General features: G+C 73.1%; 17 protein-coding genes. 10 read left to right on the forward strand and 7 right to left on the reverse strand.

The genetic code is table 11. The features are described from left to right. Positions 1–89: 89 nt before the first annotated feature. The 6 genes from Asi02nite_RS06750 to Asi02nite_RS06775 all read left to right on the forward strand — a co-directional run bounded on the left by Asi02nite_RS06750 (position 90) and on the right by Asi02nite_RS06775 (position 5,514). The gene (locus Asi02nite_RS06750) at positions 90–980 is read left to right on the forward strand and encodes a sigma-70 family RNA polymerase sigma factor (RefSeq protein WP_239126533.1); all 891 of its coding nucleotides are present in this window, start codon (positions 90–92) and stop codon (positions 978–980) included. Between the two features lie 5 nt (positions 981–985). Next, a complete protein-coding gene (locus Asi02nite_RS06755) occupies positions 986–1,348 on the forward strand; it encodes a sigma-70 family RNA polymerase sigma factor family protein (RefSeq protein ID WP_203711279.1) in 363 nt (120 codons plus the stop codon). An 80-nt stretch (positions 1,349–1,428) separates the two neighbouring features. Beyond that, positions 1,429–2,355, forward strand: a complete 927-nt coding sequence (locus tag Asi02nite_RS06760; protein ID WP_203711280.1) for an SDR family oxidoreductase — start codon at positions 1,429–1,431, stop codon at positions 2,353–2,355. 11 nt (positions 2,356–2,366) lie between these two features. Continuing rightward, entirely contained in the window at positions 2,367–3,212 is an 846-nt protein-coding gene (locus tag Asi02nite_RS06765) for a helix-turn-helix transcriptional regulator (RefSeq protein ID WP_203711281.1), read from the forward strand. 140 nt (positions 3,213–3,352) lie between these two features. After that, positions 3,353–4,108: an SDR family oxidoreductase gene (locus Asi02nite_RS06770; RefSeq protein WP_203711282.1), complete on the forward strand. Its 756-nt coding sequence runs from the start codon at positions 3,353–3,355 to the stop codon at positions 4,106–4,108. Between the two features lie 35 nt (positions 4,109–4,143). After that, the gene (locus tag Asi02nite_RS06775) at positions 4,144–5,514 is read left to right on the forward strand and encodes a peroxidase family protein (protein ID WP_203711283.1); all 1,371 of its coding nucleotides are present in this window, start codon (positions 4,144–4,146) and stop codon (positions 5,512–5,514) included. Here Asi02nite_RS06775 and Asi02nite_RS06780 read toward each other — a convergent pair. Genes Asi02nite_RS06780 through Asi02nite_RS06790 form a run of 3 tightly spaced genes read right to left on the reverse strand, consistent with a single transcriptional unit; the run spans position 5,511 to position 8,513 of the window. Continuing rightward, positions 5,511–7,016, reverse strand: a complete 1,506-nt coding sequence (locus tag Asi02nite_RS06780) for a tripartite tricarboxylate transporter permease (protein WP_203711284.1) — start codon at positions 7,014–7,016, stop codon at positions 5,511–5,513. The genes Asi02nite_RS06775 and Asi02nite_RS06780 overlap by 4 nt on opposite strands. 20 nt (positions 7,017–7,036) lie before the next feature. Beyond that, positions 7,037–7,498: a tripartite tricarboxylate transporter TctB family protein gene (locus tag Asi02nite_RS06785; protein WP_203711285.1), complete on the reverse strand. Its 462-nt coding sequence runs from the start codon at positions 7,496–7,498 to the stop codon at positions 7,037–7,039. A gap of 1 nt (position 7,499) precedes the next feature. Next, complete coding sequence (locus tag Asi02nite_RS06790; RefSeq protein WP_203711286.1) at positions 7,500–8,513, reverse strand: tripartite tricarboxylate transporter substrate-binding protein; 1,014 nt, start codon at positions 8,511–8,513, stop codon at positions 7,500–7,502. A gap of 143 nt (positions 8,514–8,656) precedes the next feature. On the opposite strand from Asi02nite_RS06790, the gene Asi02nite_RS06795 reads away from it, so the two are divergent. After that, a complete protein-coding gene (locus Asi02nite_RS06795; protein ID WP_203711287.1) occupies positions 8,657–9,340 on the forward strand; it encodes a response regulator transcription factor in 684 nt (227 codons plus the stop codon). 7 nt (positions 9,341–9,347) lie between these two features. Continuing rightward, positions 9,348–10,748, forward strand: coding sequence for a sensor histidine kinase (locus Asi02nite_RS06800; protein ID WP_203711288.1), 1,401 nt, complete (start codon positions 9,348–9,350; stop codon positions 10,746–10,748). Here the strand turns inward: Asi02nite_RS06800 and Asi02nite_RS06805 are convergent. Further along, positions 10,745–11,680: a TAXI family TRAP transporter solute-binding subunit gene (locus Asi02nite_RS06805; RefSeq protein WP_203711289.1), complete on the reverse strand. Its 936-nt coding sequence runs from the start codon at positions 11,678–11,680 to the stop codon at positions 10,745–10,747. The genes Asi02nite_RS06800 and Asi02nite_RS06805 overlap by 4 nt on opposite strands. Positions 11,681–11,699: 19 nt before the next feature. Next, a complete protein-coding gene (locus Asi02nite_RS06810) occupies positions 11,700–12,353 on the reverse strand; it encodes a class I SAM-dependent DNA methyltransferase (RefSeq protein WP_239126534.1) in 654 nt (217 codons plus the stop codon). Positions 12,354–12,423: 70 nt separating this feature from the next. On the opposite strand from Asi02nite_RS06810, the gene Asi02nite_RS06815 reads away from it, so the two are divergent. Next, complete coding sequence (locus Asi02nite_RS06815) at positions 12,424–12,942, forward strand: thioredoxin family protein (protein ID WP_239126535.1); 519 nt, start codon at positions 12,424–12,426, stop codon at positions 12,940–12,942. Between the two features lie 118 nt (positions 12,943–13,060). After that, positions 13,061–13,495: a DUF4395 domain-containing protein gene (locus Asi02nite_RS06820; protein WP_203711292.1), complete on the forward strand. Its 435-nt coding sequence runs from the start codon at positions 13,061–13,063 to the stop codon at positions 13,493–13,495. Here the strand turns inward: Asi02nite_RS06820 and Asi02nite_RS06825 are convergent, their stop codons facing one another. Next, the gene (locus tag Asi02nite_RS06825; protein WP_203711293.1) at positions 13,496–14,164 is read right to left on the reverse strand and encodes a response regulator transcription factor; all 669 of its coding nucleotides are present in this window, start codon (positions 14,162–14,164) and stop codon (positions 13,496–13,498) included. Between the two features lie 7 nt (positions 14,165–14,171). After that, positions 14,172–15,806: a sensor histidine kinase gene (locus Asi02nite_RS06830; protein ID WP_203711334.1), complete on the reverse strand. Its 1,635-nt coding sequence runs from the start codon at positions 15,804–15,806 to the stop codon at positions 14,172–14,174. Between the last annotated feature and the right edge of the window lie 63 nt (positions 15,807–15,869).

The raw sequence follows: 15,869 nt of genomic DNA on the forward strand, positions 1-15,869 counted from the left end.
CCCGCGTTGGTGATCGCGGCCCGGCGGGCAGAGGATGGGGGCGAGGCGACCGCGGCGTGACGGGGGCGAAAGTGATGGCGGAGCCCGGTGTGAACACCGAGAACGACCTGGACGAGGCCGCCGCCGTCTTCATGGCGGTCCGGCCCCGGCTGTTCGGCATCGCCTACCGCATGCTCAGCAGCGCCAGCGAGGCCGAGGACCTGGTGCAGGACGTCTGGCTGCGCTGGCAGACCTACGACCGCGCCGCCGTGGAGAACCCGGCCGCGTTCCTGGCCACGACGACGACCCGGCTGGCGATCAACGCGCTCCAGTCGGCCCGGGCGCGCCGGGAGACCTACGTCGGCCCGTGGCTGCCGGAGCCCGTCGACACGAGCGCGGATCCCTACCTCGGGGCCGAGCGCGGTGACGCCCTGCAGTTCGCCACCCTGATGCTGATGGAGAAGCTCACCCCCAACGAGCGCGCGGCGTACGTGCTCCGGGAGGCCTTCGACTACCCGTACGCGCAGATCGCCGACATCCTGCGGTCCAACGAACCCGCGGTGCGCCAGCTCGTCAGCCGCGCCCGCAAGGCCGTGACGAGCGACAAGCGCGCTCCGGTCAGCTCCGCCGCGCAGCGGGAGCTGCTGGCCTCCTTCATCACCGCCGCCCGGTCCGGCGACATGACCGCGCTGGAGCGGCTCTTCGCGGCCGACGTGACCAGCGTGGCGGACGGCAACGGCCGGGCGCAGGTGTCGCGCAAGTGGCTGGAGGGTGCGCCGCGGGTGGCGAAGTTCCTCCACGCCATGACCTGGTTCTGGGACGGCACCGAGGTGTCCTGGGCGCAGACCAACGGGCAGGCCTCGGCCGTGCTGCGCCGCGACGGCGACGTGTACGGCCTGATCACGGTCAGCGCCTCGGCCGACGGCATCGACCAGGTGCTCTGGTTCGTCAACCCCGACAAGAACGGCCACGTCACAAACGCGGGTGTCAGCCGGTCTTAGCTGGCATGTCCGACCGGCACGACGACGTCCTCCGCGGGCTCGCCCGTGCCTGCCGGCTGGGCGACGTCGCCGCGGTGCGGGCCGCCCTGGACCCGGACGCCGTCGCCGTCTGCGACAGCGGTGGGCTGGTGCCGGCCCCCGTCCACCCCGTCCACGGCGCGGCGGGCGTCGCCCGGCTGCTCACCTGGCTGACGTGTGACCAGGCGGACGTCGAGGTGACCGTCGCGTCCGTCAACGGTCGCGCCGGTCTGGCGCTGCGCCGTGGCGGCCGGGCGGTCGCGCTGGTCGCCGTCACGATCGTCGAGACCGGCGTCCTGCTCGTCTGGGTCGTGCTGAGCCCGCCCAAGCTGCGGCGCTGGCAGGGCTGAGCCTTGTACCGGCGACACATGGTTGGGCACCGCGGCCCGCGTCACCGTGGGAGCGAAGCCCGACCGACCTGGGAGCTGTGGTGAAGAACGAGACGACATTCCGCGTGCCGGACCTGACCGGCCGCCTCGCCCTGGTGACGGGCGCGAGCGGCGGCCTCGGCCTGAGCCTGGCCACCCGGCTGGCGGAGGGCGGCGCCGAGGTGCTGCTCGGTGTCCGCGACGCCGCCAAGGGCCTGGCGGCCCTCGACCGCATCCGGCGGGAACTGCCCGCCGCCCGCGTCTCCGTGCGCACCCTGGACCTGGCCTCGCTGGACTCCGTGGCCGCCCTGGTCGGGGAGCTGGACGAGGAGGGGCGGCCGATCGACCTGCTGGTCAACAACGCCGGCGTGATGGCGCCGGCCACCCGGCACACCACCGCGGACGGCCTGGAGCTGCAGTTCGGCACGAACTACCTCGGGCACGTCGCGCTCACGCTCGGCCTGCTGCCCCTGCTGCGGGCCGGCCACGCCCGGGTGACGACCGTGACCAGCGCCGCCGCCAAGCACGGCAAGCTGGACTGGACCGACCCGCAGGGCGAGCGGAAGTACTCGCCGGTCCGCGCGTACAACCAGTCGAAGCTGGCCAACCTGCTGTTCGCCCTCGAGCTCGACCGCCGCAGCGAGGCGGGCGGCTGGGGGATCACCAGCAACGCCGCCCACCCCGGGACCACCCTGACGGGCCTGTACGCCGCCGGCCCGAACCTGGGTCGCGCCAAGCGGGCGCCGCACGAGGCGATCATGACGCGGCTCGCCCGCTGGGGTGTGCTCGTGCACCACGTCGACCAGGGCACCCTGCCCATCCTGTACGCCGCGGTCAGCCCGCAGGCGCGCGGCGGCCGCCTCTACGGGCCGGACGGCTTCGGCGAGTTCACCGGCGGCCCGACCGAGCTGTCCGTCTACCGCACCGCGCGGGACGCGGCGCAGGCCGCCCGGCTCTGGGACTACTCCCTCGAGCTGGCCGGTAGGTAAGGGAGACCACAGTGGACCGTGCGCGCCTGGCCGAGTACCTGCGCACCCGTCGGGAGGCGGTGCAGCCCGAGGACGTCGGGCTGCCCCGCGGCCGGCGCCGGCGCACCCGCGGGCTGCGCCGCGAGGAGGTCGCGGTGCTCAGCGACATGTCGATCGACTACTACACGCGGCTCGAGCAGCCGCGCGGTCCGCACCCCTCCGAGCAGATGCTCACCGCGATCGCCCGCGGCCTGCGGCTCTCGCTCGAGGAGCGGGACCACCTGTTCCGGCTCGCCGGCTACGCGACGCCGCCGCGGGCCGCGGACAGCGGCTACGTCAACCCCGGCATGCTGCGGATCTTCGACGGCCTGCGGGACGCGCCGGCCCAGGTGGTCTCGCACCTCGGCGAGACGCTGCTGCAGACGCCGCTGTCCGTGGCGCTGCTGGGCGACGAGAGCGGGCACACCGGGCTGGCCCGCAGCAAGCACTACCGCTGGTTCACGGACCCGGCGACCCGCCTGATCCATCCCGTGGAGGACCGGCCGGAGCAGACCCGGCTGATCGTGGCCGACCTGCACGAGTCGTACACGAGGACCGGTCGTGGGTCCCGGGCCGGGACGATCGTCGACGCCCTGCTGGCCCGCAGCCCGGAGTTCGCCGCGCTGTGGCGCGAGCACCCGGTCGCCGGCCCGTACTGTGGCCCGGTCCGGCTGCAGCACCCGGAGGTCGGGCTGCTCGAACTGCACTGCCAGCGGCTCGTCGACCCGGACCAGTCGCAGCAACTGGTCGTGCACACCGCGGCGCCCGGCACCGCGAGCGCCGACAAGCTGCGCCTGCTCGCGGTGATCGGCGGCCAGCGCATCTCGGTGGACTCCTGACGGCTCCTGCGACCCGTGTGGTCCGCAGGCCGATTCGGCGGTCACTTTTTTGCCCAACGACCCGTCGCGGGCCCGACGGCTGTTCTGTCATAGCTGGTACCGCACCTGAAACCAGCGTCACCGCGACCAGGAGGTTTGTCATGAAGATCGTGGTTATCGGCGGTACGGGCCTGATCGGGTCGAAGGTCGTGTCCAAGCTCGAAGGGCAGGGCCACGAGGCCGTGGCCGCGGCGCCCAACACCGGCGTGAACACGCTGACGGGCGAAGGTCTCGCGGAGGCGCTGGACGGCGCCGACGTCGTGGTCGACGTGTCGAACTCCCCGTCGTTCGAGGACGACGCGGTCATGGAGTTCTTCCAGACGTCGACCGGCAACGTGCTCGCGGCCGAGAAGGACGCGGGCGTCGGTCACCACTTCGCCCTGTCGGTGGTCGGCACCGAGCGGCTGCAGGACAGCGGCTACTTCCGGGCGAAGCAGGCGCAGGAAAAGCTGATCAAGGACTCGGGCGTGCCCTACTCGCTCGTGCACGCGACGCAGTTCTTCGAGTTCGTCGGCGCCATGGCCAAGGCCGGCACCGACGGCGACACCGTGCACTTCGCGCCGGTGCTGTTCCAGCCGATGGCCAGCGAGGACGTCGCCACCGCGGTGGCGAAGGTCGCGGCGGGCCCGCCGCTGAACACGACGGTCGAGGTCGCCGGCCCCGAGCAGTACCGGATGGACGAGTTCTTCCGCGAGGCCCTGCCGCTGCGCGGCGACGACCGGACCGTGGTCGCGGACCCCGACGAGCGGTACTTCGGGGCGGAGCTCGACGAGCGCACCCTGCTGCCGGACGGCGAGGCGACGCTCGGCCAGATCCGCTTCTTCGAATGGCCGGGCCGCGACGGCTCCCGACGCTGACGCCCGGCCCGCACGACACAGCACGGAGGAAAGAGATGTCCGCCCCGCAGCATCGGCACGGCACCCACGCGGTCGCGCGTGACCACTGCCTCGGCCCGACCCGCGCGGTCGACCGGCCCACCGGACCGGCCCGTTACGGCCGGATGTTCCGGGAGCTCGACCCGCTGGCCTCCGACCCGCACGTGCTGATGCGGGCCGGCGGCGACGGCGGCGTCTGTGACGCGGCCGCGACGCTGGACGAGCTCAACGCCGAGGCCGACGACGCGACCGAGGCCGCCGGCTGGCCCTTCTTCGGCCAGTTGGTGGCCCACGACCTCACCGCGGACCGGTCACCGATCGCGGGCGGCGTGGCCACCGAGGCGTTGCGCAACGCCCGGGCGCCGATGCTCAACCTGGAGATCCTCTACTCGGACGGCCCGATCGGGTCGCCGTTCCTGTTCGACGTCGACGACCCGGCGAAGTTCCTGCTCGGCCCGGACGGCGGCGACGTGCCGCGCAACCAGCAGGGGGTGGCGCTGATCGGCGACCCCCGCAACGACGTGCACCTGTTCTCGCTGAGCCTGCACGTGGCCCTGCTGCGCGCGCACAACGCGATCGTCGACGTCCTGCGCGAGCGCGGCGTCCCGGAGGGCGAGGTGTTCGACACGGCGCGGAACGCGCTGACCGCGCACTACCAGTGGATCGTCGTGCACGATTTCCTGCCGCGGCTGGTGGGTGCGCCGCTGGTCGAGGAGGTGCTGCGGGACGGCGGCCGGTGGTTTCGGCCCAAGCACGGGCAGGCGTACATCCCGCTGGAGTTCGCCGACGCCGCCTACCGCTACGGCCACGGCCAGATCCGGCACACGTACCAGCTCGTCGTGGGCGGCCCGGCGGTGCCGCTCTTCCCGGACCTCGTCGGGTTCGGGCCGTTGCCGGCCGACCGCCGGCTGGACCTCACGCGGATCTTCGACGTCCCGGGCCACCCGCCCGCGCAGCGCGCGAAACGGCTCGACGGCAAGCTCGCCGCCAGCCTGATCGGCCTGCCCGAGCAGGTCACCGGCGCCGTCGACACGGCGGCCTACCGCTCGCTCGCGGTGCGCGACCTGCTCCGCGGCGAGACCACGGGCCTGCCCAGCGGCGAGGAGGTCGCCGACCTGCTGGACGAGCCGCCGCTGAGCGACGAGGAGCTCGCGCACGACTGGCCGACCGGCACCCCGCTCTGGTTCTACATCCTCAAGGAGGCCGAGCACCGCGGCGACGGCGACCGCCTGGGCCCGGTCGGCGGCCGGATCGTGGCGGAGGTCCTGATCGGACTGTTGCGGGCCGACCACGCGAGCTACCTGAGCCAGGACCCGGACTGGCAGCCCCACCTGCCGGCGGCCGGCTCGGCCTTCTGCCTGAGCGACCTGCTGCTGCTGGGCGGCTAGTCGTCCTCCGCGAACACCTCCTCGCGGCGCCGGCTGATGGTCGGGAGGACGGAGACGACGAGGAAGAGCACGGCCACGATCAGCAGGGCTACGGAGATCGGGCGGGTGAAGAAGACCGTGGCGTCGCCGCGGGAGATGATCAGCGCGCGGCGCAGGTTCTCCTCCAGCAGGGGCCCGAGGACGAAGCCGAGCAGCAGCGGCGCCGGCTCGCAGCCGCACTTGATCAGGACGTACCCGAGGATGCCGAAGAACGCGATCGCGTAGACGTCGAAGGCGTTGAAGCTCAGCGAGTACGTGCCGATCGCCGCGAACAGTATGATCATCGGGAACAGCACCGCGTACGGGATGCGCAGCATCCGCACCCACATGCCGATCAGCGGCAGGTTGAGTAGGACGAGCAGCACGTTGCCGATCCACATCGAGGCGATCAGGCCCCAGAACAGCGCCGGCTCGTCGTTGATGACGTTCGGGCCCGGGGTGATGCCGTGCACGATGAACGCGCCGACCATCAGGGCCATCACCGGGTGGGCGGGCAGGCCCAGCGTGAGCAGCGGGATGAACGACGTCTGCGCGGCCGCGTTGTTCGCCGACTCCGGGCCGGCCACGCCCTCGATCGCGCCGCGGCCGAACTCCTGCTTGCGCTTCGAGATGCGCTTCTCGACCGCGTACGAGGTGAACGAAGCCAGCACGTGCCCACCGCCGGGCAGCACGCCGAGCGCGGACCCGAGCCCGGTGCCGCGGGCGATCGGGCCGATGATCCGGCGCCGGTCCTCGGCCGTCGGCCACAGGTTCTTCACCTTGCTGACGATGGCCGTACGCGTGTGCTCGTTCTCGAGGTTGCGCAAGATCTCCGCCACGCCGAACATGCCGACGGCCACCGACACGAAGTCGATGCCGCCGTACAACTCACGCTGGTCGAACACGAACCGCGGCGCGCCCGTGTAGATGTCCTGGCCGACCGTGCCGAACAGGATGCCCAGCGCGATCATCGCCAGCGCCTTCAGCGCCGAGCCGCGGGCGAGCGCGATCGACACGACCAGGCCGAGCAGCACCAGCGAGAAGTACTCGGCCGGGCCGAACTTCAGCGCGACCTCGGCCAGCGGCGGCGCCGCGACGGCCAGCACGACCGTGGCCACCGTGCCCGCGATGAACGAGCCGATCGCGGCGGCGGCCAGCGCGGGGCCGGCCCGGCCCTGGCGGGCCATCTCGTGCCCGTCCAGCGCCGTCACCGCCGCCGACGACTCACCGGGCAGGTTGATCAGGATGGCCGTGGTCGAGCCGCCGTACTGCGCGCCGTAGTAGATGCCGGCCAGCATGATCAGCGCGGTCACGGGCTCGAAGCTGAAGGTGATCGGCAGCAGCATCGCCACCGTCGCCGTGGGGCCGATGCCGGGCAGCACGCCGACCGCCGTGCCCAACAGCACGCCCACGAAGCAGTAGAGGACGTTCTGGACCAGGAAGGCGGTCGAGAAGCCCAGCGCGAGGTTGTCGAGAAGGTCCATGCCTCAATCCGGGTGCCGCGTCAGAGGCCCAGCCACGGGCCCCAGAGGGGGATCCGCAACTGGAGTCCGACGACGAAGATGAGCGTCGCGGCCAGCGTCAGCCCGGCGGCCACGGCCAGCGCCGTGAGCAGCCGCACGCGGGTGCTGGCCAGCGTGGTGAGGAACGCGGCCACGAACGACGTCGGCACGAAACCGAGGCGCCGCACGGTGAAGCCGAAGAACACGACCGCGACCACGATGGCGGCCACCGCCCGCCACGGGATCGCGCCGAACGTGATGTCCTCGCCGGCGACGAGGCCCTTCACGACGATGGCCAGGCCGAGCGCGGCCATGATGACGCCGACCGCGAGCGGGAAGTAGCCGGGGCCCATCCGCAGCGGGGTGCCCAGCGAGTAGCTGAGCGACCCCACCGCGAACGCGCCACCGATCACGACGAACAGTGCCCCGGCGATGACGTCCGGGACGGACCGGCGGCGTTCCACCTCAGGAGGCCTTGACCCCGGCGTCGCCGATGACCTTCGCCCAGGTGGCCAACTGCTCCTCGAGCTTGGCCCGGTGCGCCTCCGGCGTGGCGTCCTCGGCCGACACCGGCGCGGTGCCGAGCTTGGCCATCTGGTCGACGACGGCCTGGTCGGCCAGCGCCACCTTGAGCGCCTCGGTCAGCTTCTGCACGACGTCGGCCGGCGTGCCCTTCGGCACGTAGAGCCCGTGCCAGACGCTGACCTGCAGGTTCGGCAGCCCGGCCTCGGCCGTCGTCGGCAGGTCGGGCAGGCTCTTCACCCGCTCCGGCGTGGTCACCGCGTACGCCTTGACCTTGCCGGCCGCGATCTGGCCGCTGGTGTTGGTCGTCTGGTCGCACATGAAGTCGACCTGGCCGCCGACGAGGTCGGTCAGCGCCGGTCCGGTGCCCTCGTACGGGACCTCCTGCAGCTTCGTGCCGGTCGCGGTCTGGAACAGCAGCCCGCACAGGTGCGACGCGGCCCCGATGCCGGCGTTGGCCAGCGTGACCTTGCTCGCGTTGGCCTTCACGTAGGTGACGAGGTCCTGCAGCGTCGCGGGCTGGAAGTCCTTCTTCGCGACGATGGTCATCGGCACCTCGGTGACGAGGCCGACCATCTCGAAGTCCTCGAGCGGCTTGTAGCCGAGGTCCGCGTAGAGGGCGGGCGCCGTCGACATGCCGATGTGGTGCATCAGCACGGTGTAGCCGTCCGGTTCGGCCCGGGCCACCTCGCCCGCGCCGACCGTGCCGCCCGCGCCCTCGACGTTCTGCACGACGACCTTGCCGCCGAGCTTCTTGGCCATGGGGTCGGCGATCATGCGGGTCACGGTGTCGGTCGGGCCGCCCGCGCTGAACGGCACGACGATCGTGATGTTCTGGTCCGGATAGTTGCTGCCGGCGTTTCCGCCGCCGCTGGCGCCACCGCCGTTGTCGGAACAGGCGGCGACCAGCGACAGCACGCCGATCGCGGCGATCGTCGCGGCTCTGGTCCTTCGCATATCGCGGCCTCCTCATCAGCGCATGTGCGTCTATATGGAGCGGGAGTGGCCCTATCCTCGACCGGCGGGAGCGGCGATGGTGTCAAAGAAATCCCAAGAACTGCGGGGCTCTGCGGGTACGCGCGGCGGCCATACAATTCGGTATGCGGATCACCGTCATCGAGGACGACGACCGGGTCGCCCGTGGTCTGGTGACCGTGCTGACCCAGGCCGGTTTCGAGGTGCACCGCATCGCCACGGCCGCGGAGGCCGTCCGGCTCGAACCGTCCGATGTGGTCCTGGTCGACCTGGCCCTGCCCGACGGCGACGGGCTCGACGTGATCCGCCGGCTGCGCGACCAGCCGGAGACCGCGGTCATCGCGGTGACCGCCCGGTCCGAGGAGCACGAGCGGGTCCGCGGGCTGCGCGCCGGGGCCGACGACTACATCGTCAAGCCGTTCGGCGTCCAGGAGCTGCTCGCCCGCATCGAGGCGGTGCTGCGCCGCACCCGGGCCGCCCGGGCCGCCCGCAACCCGGCCGAGTCGCTGGTCGTCGGGCCGATGCGGATCGACGTCGGCACCCGCGAGGTGGCCGTCGACGGCGCGCCGGTGCCGTTGACCCGCAAGGAGTTCGAGCTTCTCCTGCTGCTGGCCCGGCGCGCGCCCGACGTGGTCAGCCGGGACGTCATCCTCGACCAGATCTGGGGCGCCGCCTGGGAGTCGTCCAGCCGCACCCTCGACACGCACATCGCGGCGCTGCGCCACAAGGTGGGCGCGGCGGTGCACATCCGGACGGTCCACGGCGTCGGCTACCGGCTCGCGGCCGACCAGTCGGAGCTGATCGGCTGACCCGGCCGTGCATCGTCGCCTGCTCGTCGTCCTCGTGCCCCTCGCGGTGCTGCTCGTCGCCGCGCTCGGGGTGCCGCTCTCCGTCACCGTCGCCGAGCGCGAGATGCAGGAGACCTACGTCGACCGGCTCAACGACGTCGGGCGGTTCGCCTCGCTGGCCGAGACCGCGCTCTCGACCGGGCGCACCGAGGCCCTCCGCCAGGAGCTGATCCGCTACCACGAGCTGTACGGCATCCCCGTCGCGCTGATCGACACGGCGGGCACGGTGCTGCTCGCCCCCTCCGGGGCCTACCAGGAGGCGGCCCGTTCCGAGCCGGCGCTGCCGCGGATCGTCACCGCCGCCCTGGCCGGGGCCCGGTCCGAGCCGTCGGGGGAGTGGATGCCCTGGGCCGACTCGGCACTCGTGGTCGCGGAGCCGGTCGGCCGCGACAGCGAGGTCGTGGGCGCGGTGGTGGCCATCTCCGACCTGTCGGAGACCCGGGAACGCATCCTCGTGCGCTGGGCCCGGCTCGCGGGCCTCGGGCTGCTGCCGCTGATCGCGCTCGCGGCCGTGGCCTGGCCGGTGTCGGCCTGGGTGCTGCGGCCGGTCCGGGAGCTCGACGCGGCCACCTCGCGGATCTCCCGCGGCGACCTGACGACCCGGGCCGACGCCGAGGCGGGCCCGGTCGAGCTGCGCCGGCTGGCGGGCTCGTTCAACACCATGATGGACGCGGTGGAAAACGCCGTGCAGCGCCAGCGGGCGTTCGTCTCGGACGCCTCCCACCAGCTCCGCAACCCGCTGACCAGCCTGCGGCTGGCGGTCGAGAGCCTGCGGCCGCACCTCGTGCGCGGCGGCGAGCCGGTGTTCGACATCGCGGTCGACGAGCTCAAGGCGATGCAGCGGATGCTCAACTCGCTGCAGGCCAGCGCGCGGATGGAGAGCATGCGCACGGCCTCCCCGGTCGACCTCGACGCGGTGCTGGCCACCCGGGTCGACCGGTGGCGGGCGCTGACGGCGACCGCGGGGCAGACGCTGGTGGTCGACGTGCCGCCGGGACTGCGCCTGCTGGAGCCGCCGGGCGGCCTGGGCAGCATCCTGGACGAGCTGATCAGCAACGCCCTGCGGTTCGTCGGCGCGGGGCGGGTCGAGGTCGGCGCCCAGGCGGCCGGCGAGGTGGTCACGATCGCGGTCCGGGACGACGGCCCGGGCCTGGCCGCGGCCGACCGGAGCAAGGCGGTGCGGCGGTTCTGGCGGTCGCCGCGGCACCAGAACGTCCCCGGCACGGGGCTGGGCCTCGCGATCTGCGCCGACCTGATCGGCGCGGCCGGCGGCGAGCTGCGGCTGGCCGACGGCCTGCCCCGCCCCGACGGCACCGGCCACGGCTTCGCCGCGCTGGTCACCCTGCCGATCGTGTCGCCCGACAACTAGCGCTTGCGGTCCTTGAACCAGGCGGCCGCGCCCGGGTGCAGGGGGATCGTCGCCGTGGAGATCCCCGTGCGCACGTTGATCTGCCACGCCTCCGGCAGCGCCTCGGCGTCGTCGCCGCCCGCGGTGATCGCGCCCGTGTGGGTGAAGATCGTGTCGGTGATCGCGTAGACCAGGTCGTCGGGCAGGTCGTTGCGGGCCAGCAGCACGTTCGGCACGGCGACGGTGGGTGTCGCCGGCACGCCGGCGTAGGCGGTCGACGGGATCCGGGCCGGCGCGTACGGCCCCGGGTAGGCGCGCACGAGCAGGTCGGCCTGCTCGCCCAGCGGGATCATCCGGATCGGCTGCCGCTGCGCGAGCTCCGTGATCGCCGGTGTCGGCACGCCGGTGAGCGAGAACATCGCGTCGATCCCACCGGTGCCGAGCGCCGCGGCCGATTCGGCCTGGCTCATGCTGCGCCCCTCGATCCGCCCCGGCCCGAGTGCGAGCACCCGGCGCGCGGTGAACTCGGTGCCGGAGTCGTGCGCGCCGAGCGACACCGTCCGGCCGTCGAGGTCGCGCAGGTCGTCGACCGGCGAGCCGGCCAGCACCACGAGGTGCAGGTAGCTGTCGTAGAGCCGGCACACCGCCGAGATGCCCGCGGGCGCGCTGCCGTCGTCGGTGATGGTGGCGTCCACGCTGGAGAGTCCGAGGTGGACGTCACCGGCGCGCAGCATCCGGATGTTGTCGGTGGACGCGCCGCTCGGCACGGTGGTCACCGTCGCGCCCGGCACCTCCTGCGTGATGTGCTGGGCCAGCGCCCCGCCGATGCGGCGGTAGACCGCACCGGCGGGCCCGGTCGCCAGCCTCAGCTCGACCTCGTCGACCTCGTGCCCCCGCGTGCAGCCCGCCAGCAGCCCGCCCGCGACGAGCAGCAGGGACCGCCGGCGCACCATGCGGGAGATGATATCGACATCAGTCCAGGTCGGAGGTGGGCCGCTTGCGGGCGACCAGGATGGCGTGCGGGGTCAGCTCGTCGCCCTGGGGCTCGCGGAGCACCCGGGTCCGCACGTCGAAGCCGGCCGCCGAGAGCAGGGCCTCCACGGCCTCGGGGCGGCGGCGCCGGAAGACGAGGTCGATGGTGTGGCCCCAGGCCTCCGTGCGGTGCCGGGGCTCGTCGCCGACCTGGAACGCGACCCAGAGGTGCCCACCCGGGCGCAGCACGCGGTGGAAGCCGGCCAGCACCTCCGGCAGCACCTCGTCCGGGATGTGGATCAGCGAGTAGTTGGCGAGCAGGCCGGCGAGGCTCTCCGACGGCTGGTCGAGGGAGAGCATCGAGCCCTCGGTGAACACGATGTCCGGGTTCTCCGCCCGGGCGATCTCCAGGAACCCGGGGGTCAGGTCGACGCCGGCGATGTCGACACCGAGGCCGTGCAGGTAGCCGGTGGTCCGGCCCGGGCCGCAGCCCACGTCCAGGACGGGGCCGTCGCCGACGATCTCGGCGAACCAGGTGAGCAGGTGGCGGTGCAGCGGCCACTGCTTCAGCTCGTCGCCGAACATCTCGGCGTACCCGGTGGCGATCGTGTTGTAGGAGGCGCGGGTGGAGGTCACGAAATCCGGCTCAATCACGATCGACGACCCTATGCGGACGTGGGCCATGTCATGGCGCCGCCCGGGTGATCCGTGGCACCTTTGTGACGTGGGTTCCTCCGCCGTCACCGGACTCGTGGTGGCCGTCGCCGTGCTGGCGGTGGCGACCGTCTTCGGTGTCTGGCGCAACCGGAGCGACGGCCGCCTGCGGCCCGTCGCCGACGGCCCGATGACGATGGACCCGGCCGCACCACGCCCGCTGCCCAGCGACGACCGCCCGGCCACGCTGGCCGCCGACGAGGCGCATCCCGCGTCCGAGGGGACCCTGCGCGCGCTCGGCGTCGACCCGGCCACCCCGGTCACCCTGCTGCAGTTCTCGTCGGCCTTCTGCGCGCCGTGCCGGGTCACCCGGCGGGTGCTGGCCGACGTCGCTGGCCTGGTCGACGGCGTCACCCACCTCGAGGTCGACGCCGAGAGCCACCTCGACGCCGTCCGGGCGCTCGACATCTGGCGCACGCCGACCACGCTGATCGTCGCCGGCGGCCGGATCGTCTCGCGGGCCGGCGGCGTGCCGGCCAAACCGCAGGTGCTCGCCGCGATCGCGCCGCTGCTCGACCGGGCCGCCTGATGAACGACAAGCTCACCCGCCGCCGCACGGTCGACCACGGGCGTCTCGCCGCCAGCCTCTGTCGCTGACCCACAGCGACCCGACGCCGGCCCCGACGACGACACCCGAGGTGGGAACCATGCTGCTCGACCCCCGTGGCCCGCGGTTCGCCGCCGGCCTGACCGCCATCGTCTTCGTGCTGGTCCTGGTGACCGGCGCCTGGTGGCTCGCCCTGGCCCAGGCGGTGATCTTCGCCATCACGGCCGTCGACCCGCGCAAGGGCCCGTACGCGCTGGTCTTCCGCACCGTCGTGGCGCCGCGGCTGGCGCCGCCGACGCAGCGCGAGCCGGCCGAGCCGGTGCGCTTCGCCCAGGCCGTCGGCTTCGTGTTCGCCCTGACCGCGGCGATCGCCTATGTCGCGGGTGCGACAGCGGTCGGCATCGTCGCCGCGGCCTTCGGGCTGGCCGCCGCGTTCCTCAACAGCGCGTTCGGGCTCTGCCTCGGCTGCGAGCTCTATCTGGCCGCACGCCGCGTCACCGGACGACCCATGGCCGCCCGGGTGCCGGTCGACTAGCTAGAACTTCGGCGCGTCGGGGGCTTCGAGCAGGCCGAGGCGCAGGGCCGTCATCAGGGCCTGCGCCCGGTTGGCGGCGCCCAGCTTCTCGTACAGCTTCGAGATGTGGGTCTTGGCGGTCGACTCGCTGACGAAGAGCTGCTTGGCGATGCCGGCGACCGACATGCCGTCGGCCAGCAGGCGGAGCACCTGGCCCTCGCGCGGGGAGAGCTGCGGGCCGGACGGGGCCAGCCGGCGCTTCATGGCCTCGGCGAGGTCGGCGGCGGTGAACGCCGACGGCGACGACGCGGCGTGCCGGGCGGCGGCGACGACCTCGTCGGCCGGGGCGGTCTTCGGGACGAACGCGCTGGCGCCCGCCTCGAGCGCACCGAAGAGCTGGTCGTCACCCGCGTACATGGTGAGGACCACGATGCCCATCGTCGCGCTCGACTTGCGCAGCGCGCGGGTGGCCTCGAGACCGCTGCCGTCGGGGAGCCGCAGGTCCATGATCACGACATCGGGCTGCAGCGCGCCCGCCTGGCGCACACCCTCGGCGGCGGTGGCGGCTTCGCCCACGACCTCGAACTGACGGTCGCGCTCGAACGCGTGCCGCAGTCCCTTGCGGATGAGGTCATGATCGTCGACGAGGAGCACCTTGGTGCGCGTGGTCGGCGATGGGCTGGTCGTCATGCTCGGGTTACTCCCCTTCAGATGCGGTGACGCTATCGCGCACGCTATCGCGCCGCGGTGACGTGCCGACTACCACCGCCACGGTCGTGCCGGACGGGCTACGCGGACTGATCTCCAAACGGCCTCGGATACGTTCCGCTCTCTCCGCCATGATCGCAAGGCCGTAGCGGCCGTCCGGCCGCTGGTCAGCGATGCCCTGACCGTCATCCGACACTTCGATCTGGGCGTACGGGGGATCGATGGAACACGAGACCCACAGATTAGTCGCTCCGGCGTGCTTTCGGGCATTCGTGATCGCCTCCTGTGCGATCCGGAGCAGTTCGGCCTCCGTGGCGGCGGGCAGCCGGGCGGTGGTGTCGTCGAGCGTGACGTGCACCCGCAGGCCACCCGAGGCGCCGACCGTCCGCGCGTACTCGGAGATCGCCGCCGCCAGCCCACCGTGCCGGTCGACCTCCGACCGCAGCTCGAACAGCGACAGCCGCAGCTCGGTGATCACCCGGGTCACCTCGCCGCGCAGCGTCCGCAGCTCCTCGGCCGTCTCCTTGGCCTCGTCGGGCAGCGTGGCGAGGGCGTTGTCGATGCCGTAGCCGACCATCACGAGCTCCTGCGCGACCCCGTCGTGGATCTCCCGGGCCAGCCGCTGGCGCTCCTCGTTGGTGGCCAGCGAGCGGACCTCGTCGAAGAGCAGCGCCGCCTCCAGCCGCAGTGCGGCGGGACCGGTCAGCCCGGTCACCTCCTGCACCACGGCGGGCGGGTAGGCACCCGCGGCGTCCGCCTCGATGATCACCAATCCGACGGTACGCACACCCGCCACCAGGGGCACCACCAGCGCGGAAACGTCACCCCTACGGTGCGAGCGGGCCTGCGACCGGTTGGCGGTGTACGGCTGCTGGCTCGCCCACGCCTCGGCGATCGCGGAGTCGGCGTCGAGGCTCGTCTCCCAGTCGACCCGGTCGACGCCCGCCTGCGCGAGGACCACCAGGCGCCCGCCGCCGCTGGCCGAGAGCACCGCGGCCCGTTCGGCCCGGGCCACCCCGCGCAGCTCCTCCAGCAGGTGCTCCGAGATGCCGCCCGGGTCGAGGGTGGCGCCCGGGAGCTGCCGGGCGACGCTGCGGAGCTGGGTCAGCAGCCGGGTCGCCTCCGCGTAGGGCTGCGGCCGTCCGGCCTCCCCGCGCTGCTGCATGATCCGCTGGAGCGTCGAGGCGGCCAGCGTGCCGAGCGACGCCAGGATCAGCCACTGCGCCGAGACGACCAGGTAGCCGAGCTTGCCGATCAGGGGCTCGCCCCCGGTCGAGCTGATCGCGCCGCCGACGACGAGCGCCAGGGTGGCCGTGACGAGCAGCGCGGCGCTCTCCCGCGACCGCCGGCGCAGGGCCGTGACGGTCAGCGGCACCGAGAGATAAGGCAGCAGCGCGAGCGCGCCGATGCCCTGGCCGAGCGCGTTGCCGGCGGCGTGCTCGGCGACCTGGCTGGCCCCGATGCCCACGATGATCACCTCGGCGAACCGGCCGAGCGGGGCGAGCACGGGGTGCCGGGGCGCGATCACCGCGGGCAGCCCCGCGACGATCAGCAGCGCGACCCACCACAGCTGGTCGAGCTCCTGCGTGGTGAGCAGCACCAGGACGGCGACGAGCGCGAGCATGACGATCCGCGCGGCCACGGCGAGCGGGTGGGCGCGGATCGGAGTGGTGGGTGGGGGCGCCTC

This window comes from Asanoa siamensis (genome assembly GCF_016862555.1).
In the GTDB taxonomy this organism is placed as follows: Bacteria; Actinomycetota; Actinomycetes; order Mycobacteriales; family Micromonosporaceae; genus Asanoa; species Asanoa siamensis.

Excerpts from the sequence above, each read along its gene's own strand:
- Asi02nite_RS06755 (WP_203711279.1), top strand. The coding sequence starts at position 986 with ATGTCCGACCGGCACGACGACGTCCTCCGCGGGCTCGCCCGTGCCTGC.
- Asi02nite_RS06770 (WP_203711282.1), top strand. The coding sequence starts at position 3,353 with ATGAAGATCGTGGTTATCGGCGGTACGGGCCTGATCGGGTCGAAGGTC.
- Asi02nite_RS06775 (WP_203711283.1), top strand. The coding sequence starts at position 4,144 with ATGTCCGCCCCGCAGCATCGGCACGGCACCCACGCGGTCGCGCGTGAC.
- Asi02nite_RS06780 (WP_203711284.1), bottom strand. The coding sequence starts at position 7,016 with ATGGACCTTCTCGACAACCTCGCGCTGGGCTTCTCGACCGCCTTCCTG.
- Asi02nite_RS06790 (WP_203711286.1), bottom strand. The coding sequence starts at position 8,513 with ATGCGAAGGACCAGAGCCGCGACGATCGCCGCGATCGGCGTGCTGTCG.
- Asi02nite_RS06795 (WP_203711287.1), top strand. The coding sequence starts at position 8,657 with ATGCGGATCACCGTCATCGAGGACGACGACCGGGTCGCCCGTGGTCTG.
- Asi02nite_RS06805 (WP_203711289.1), bottom strand. The coding sequence starts at position 11,680 with ATGGTGCGCCGGCGGTCCCTGCTGCTCGTCGCGGGCGGGCTGCTGGCG.
- Asi02nite_RS06820 (WP_203711292.1), top strand. The coding sequence starts at position 13,061 with ATGCTGCTCGACCCCCGTGGCCCGCGGTTCGCCGCCGGCCTGACCGCC.
- Asi02nite_RS06825 (WP_203711293.1), bottom strand. The coding sequence starts at position 14,164 with ATGACGACCAGCCCATCGCCGACCACGCGCACCAAGGTGCTCCTCGTC.
- Asi02nite_RS06830 (WP_203711334.1), bottom strand. The coding sequence starts at position 15,806 with ATGCTCGCGCTCGTCGCCGTCCTGGTGCTGCTCACCACGCAGGAGCTC.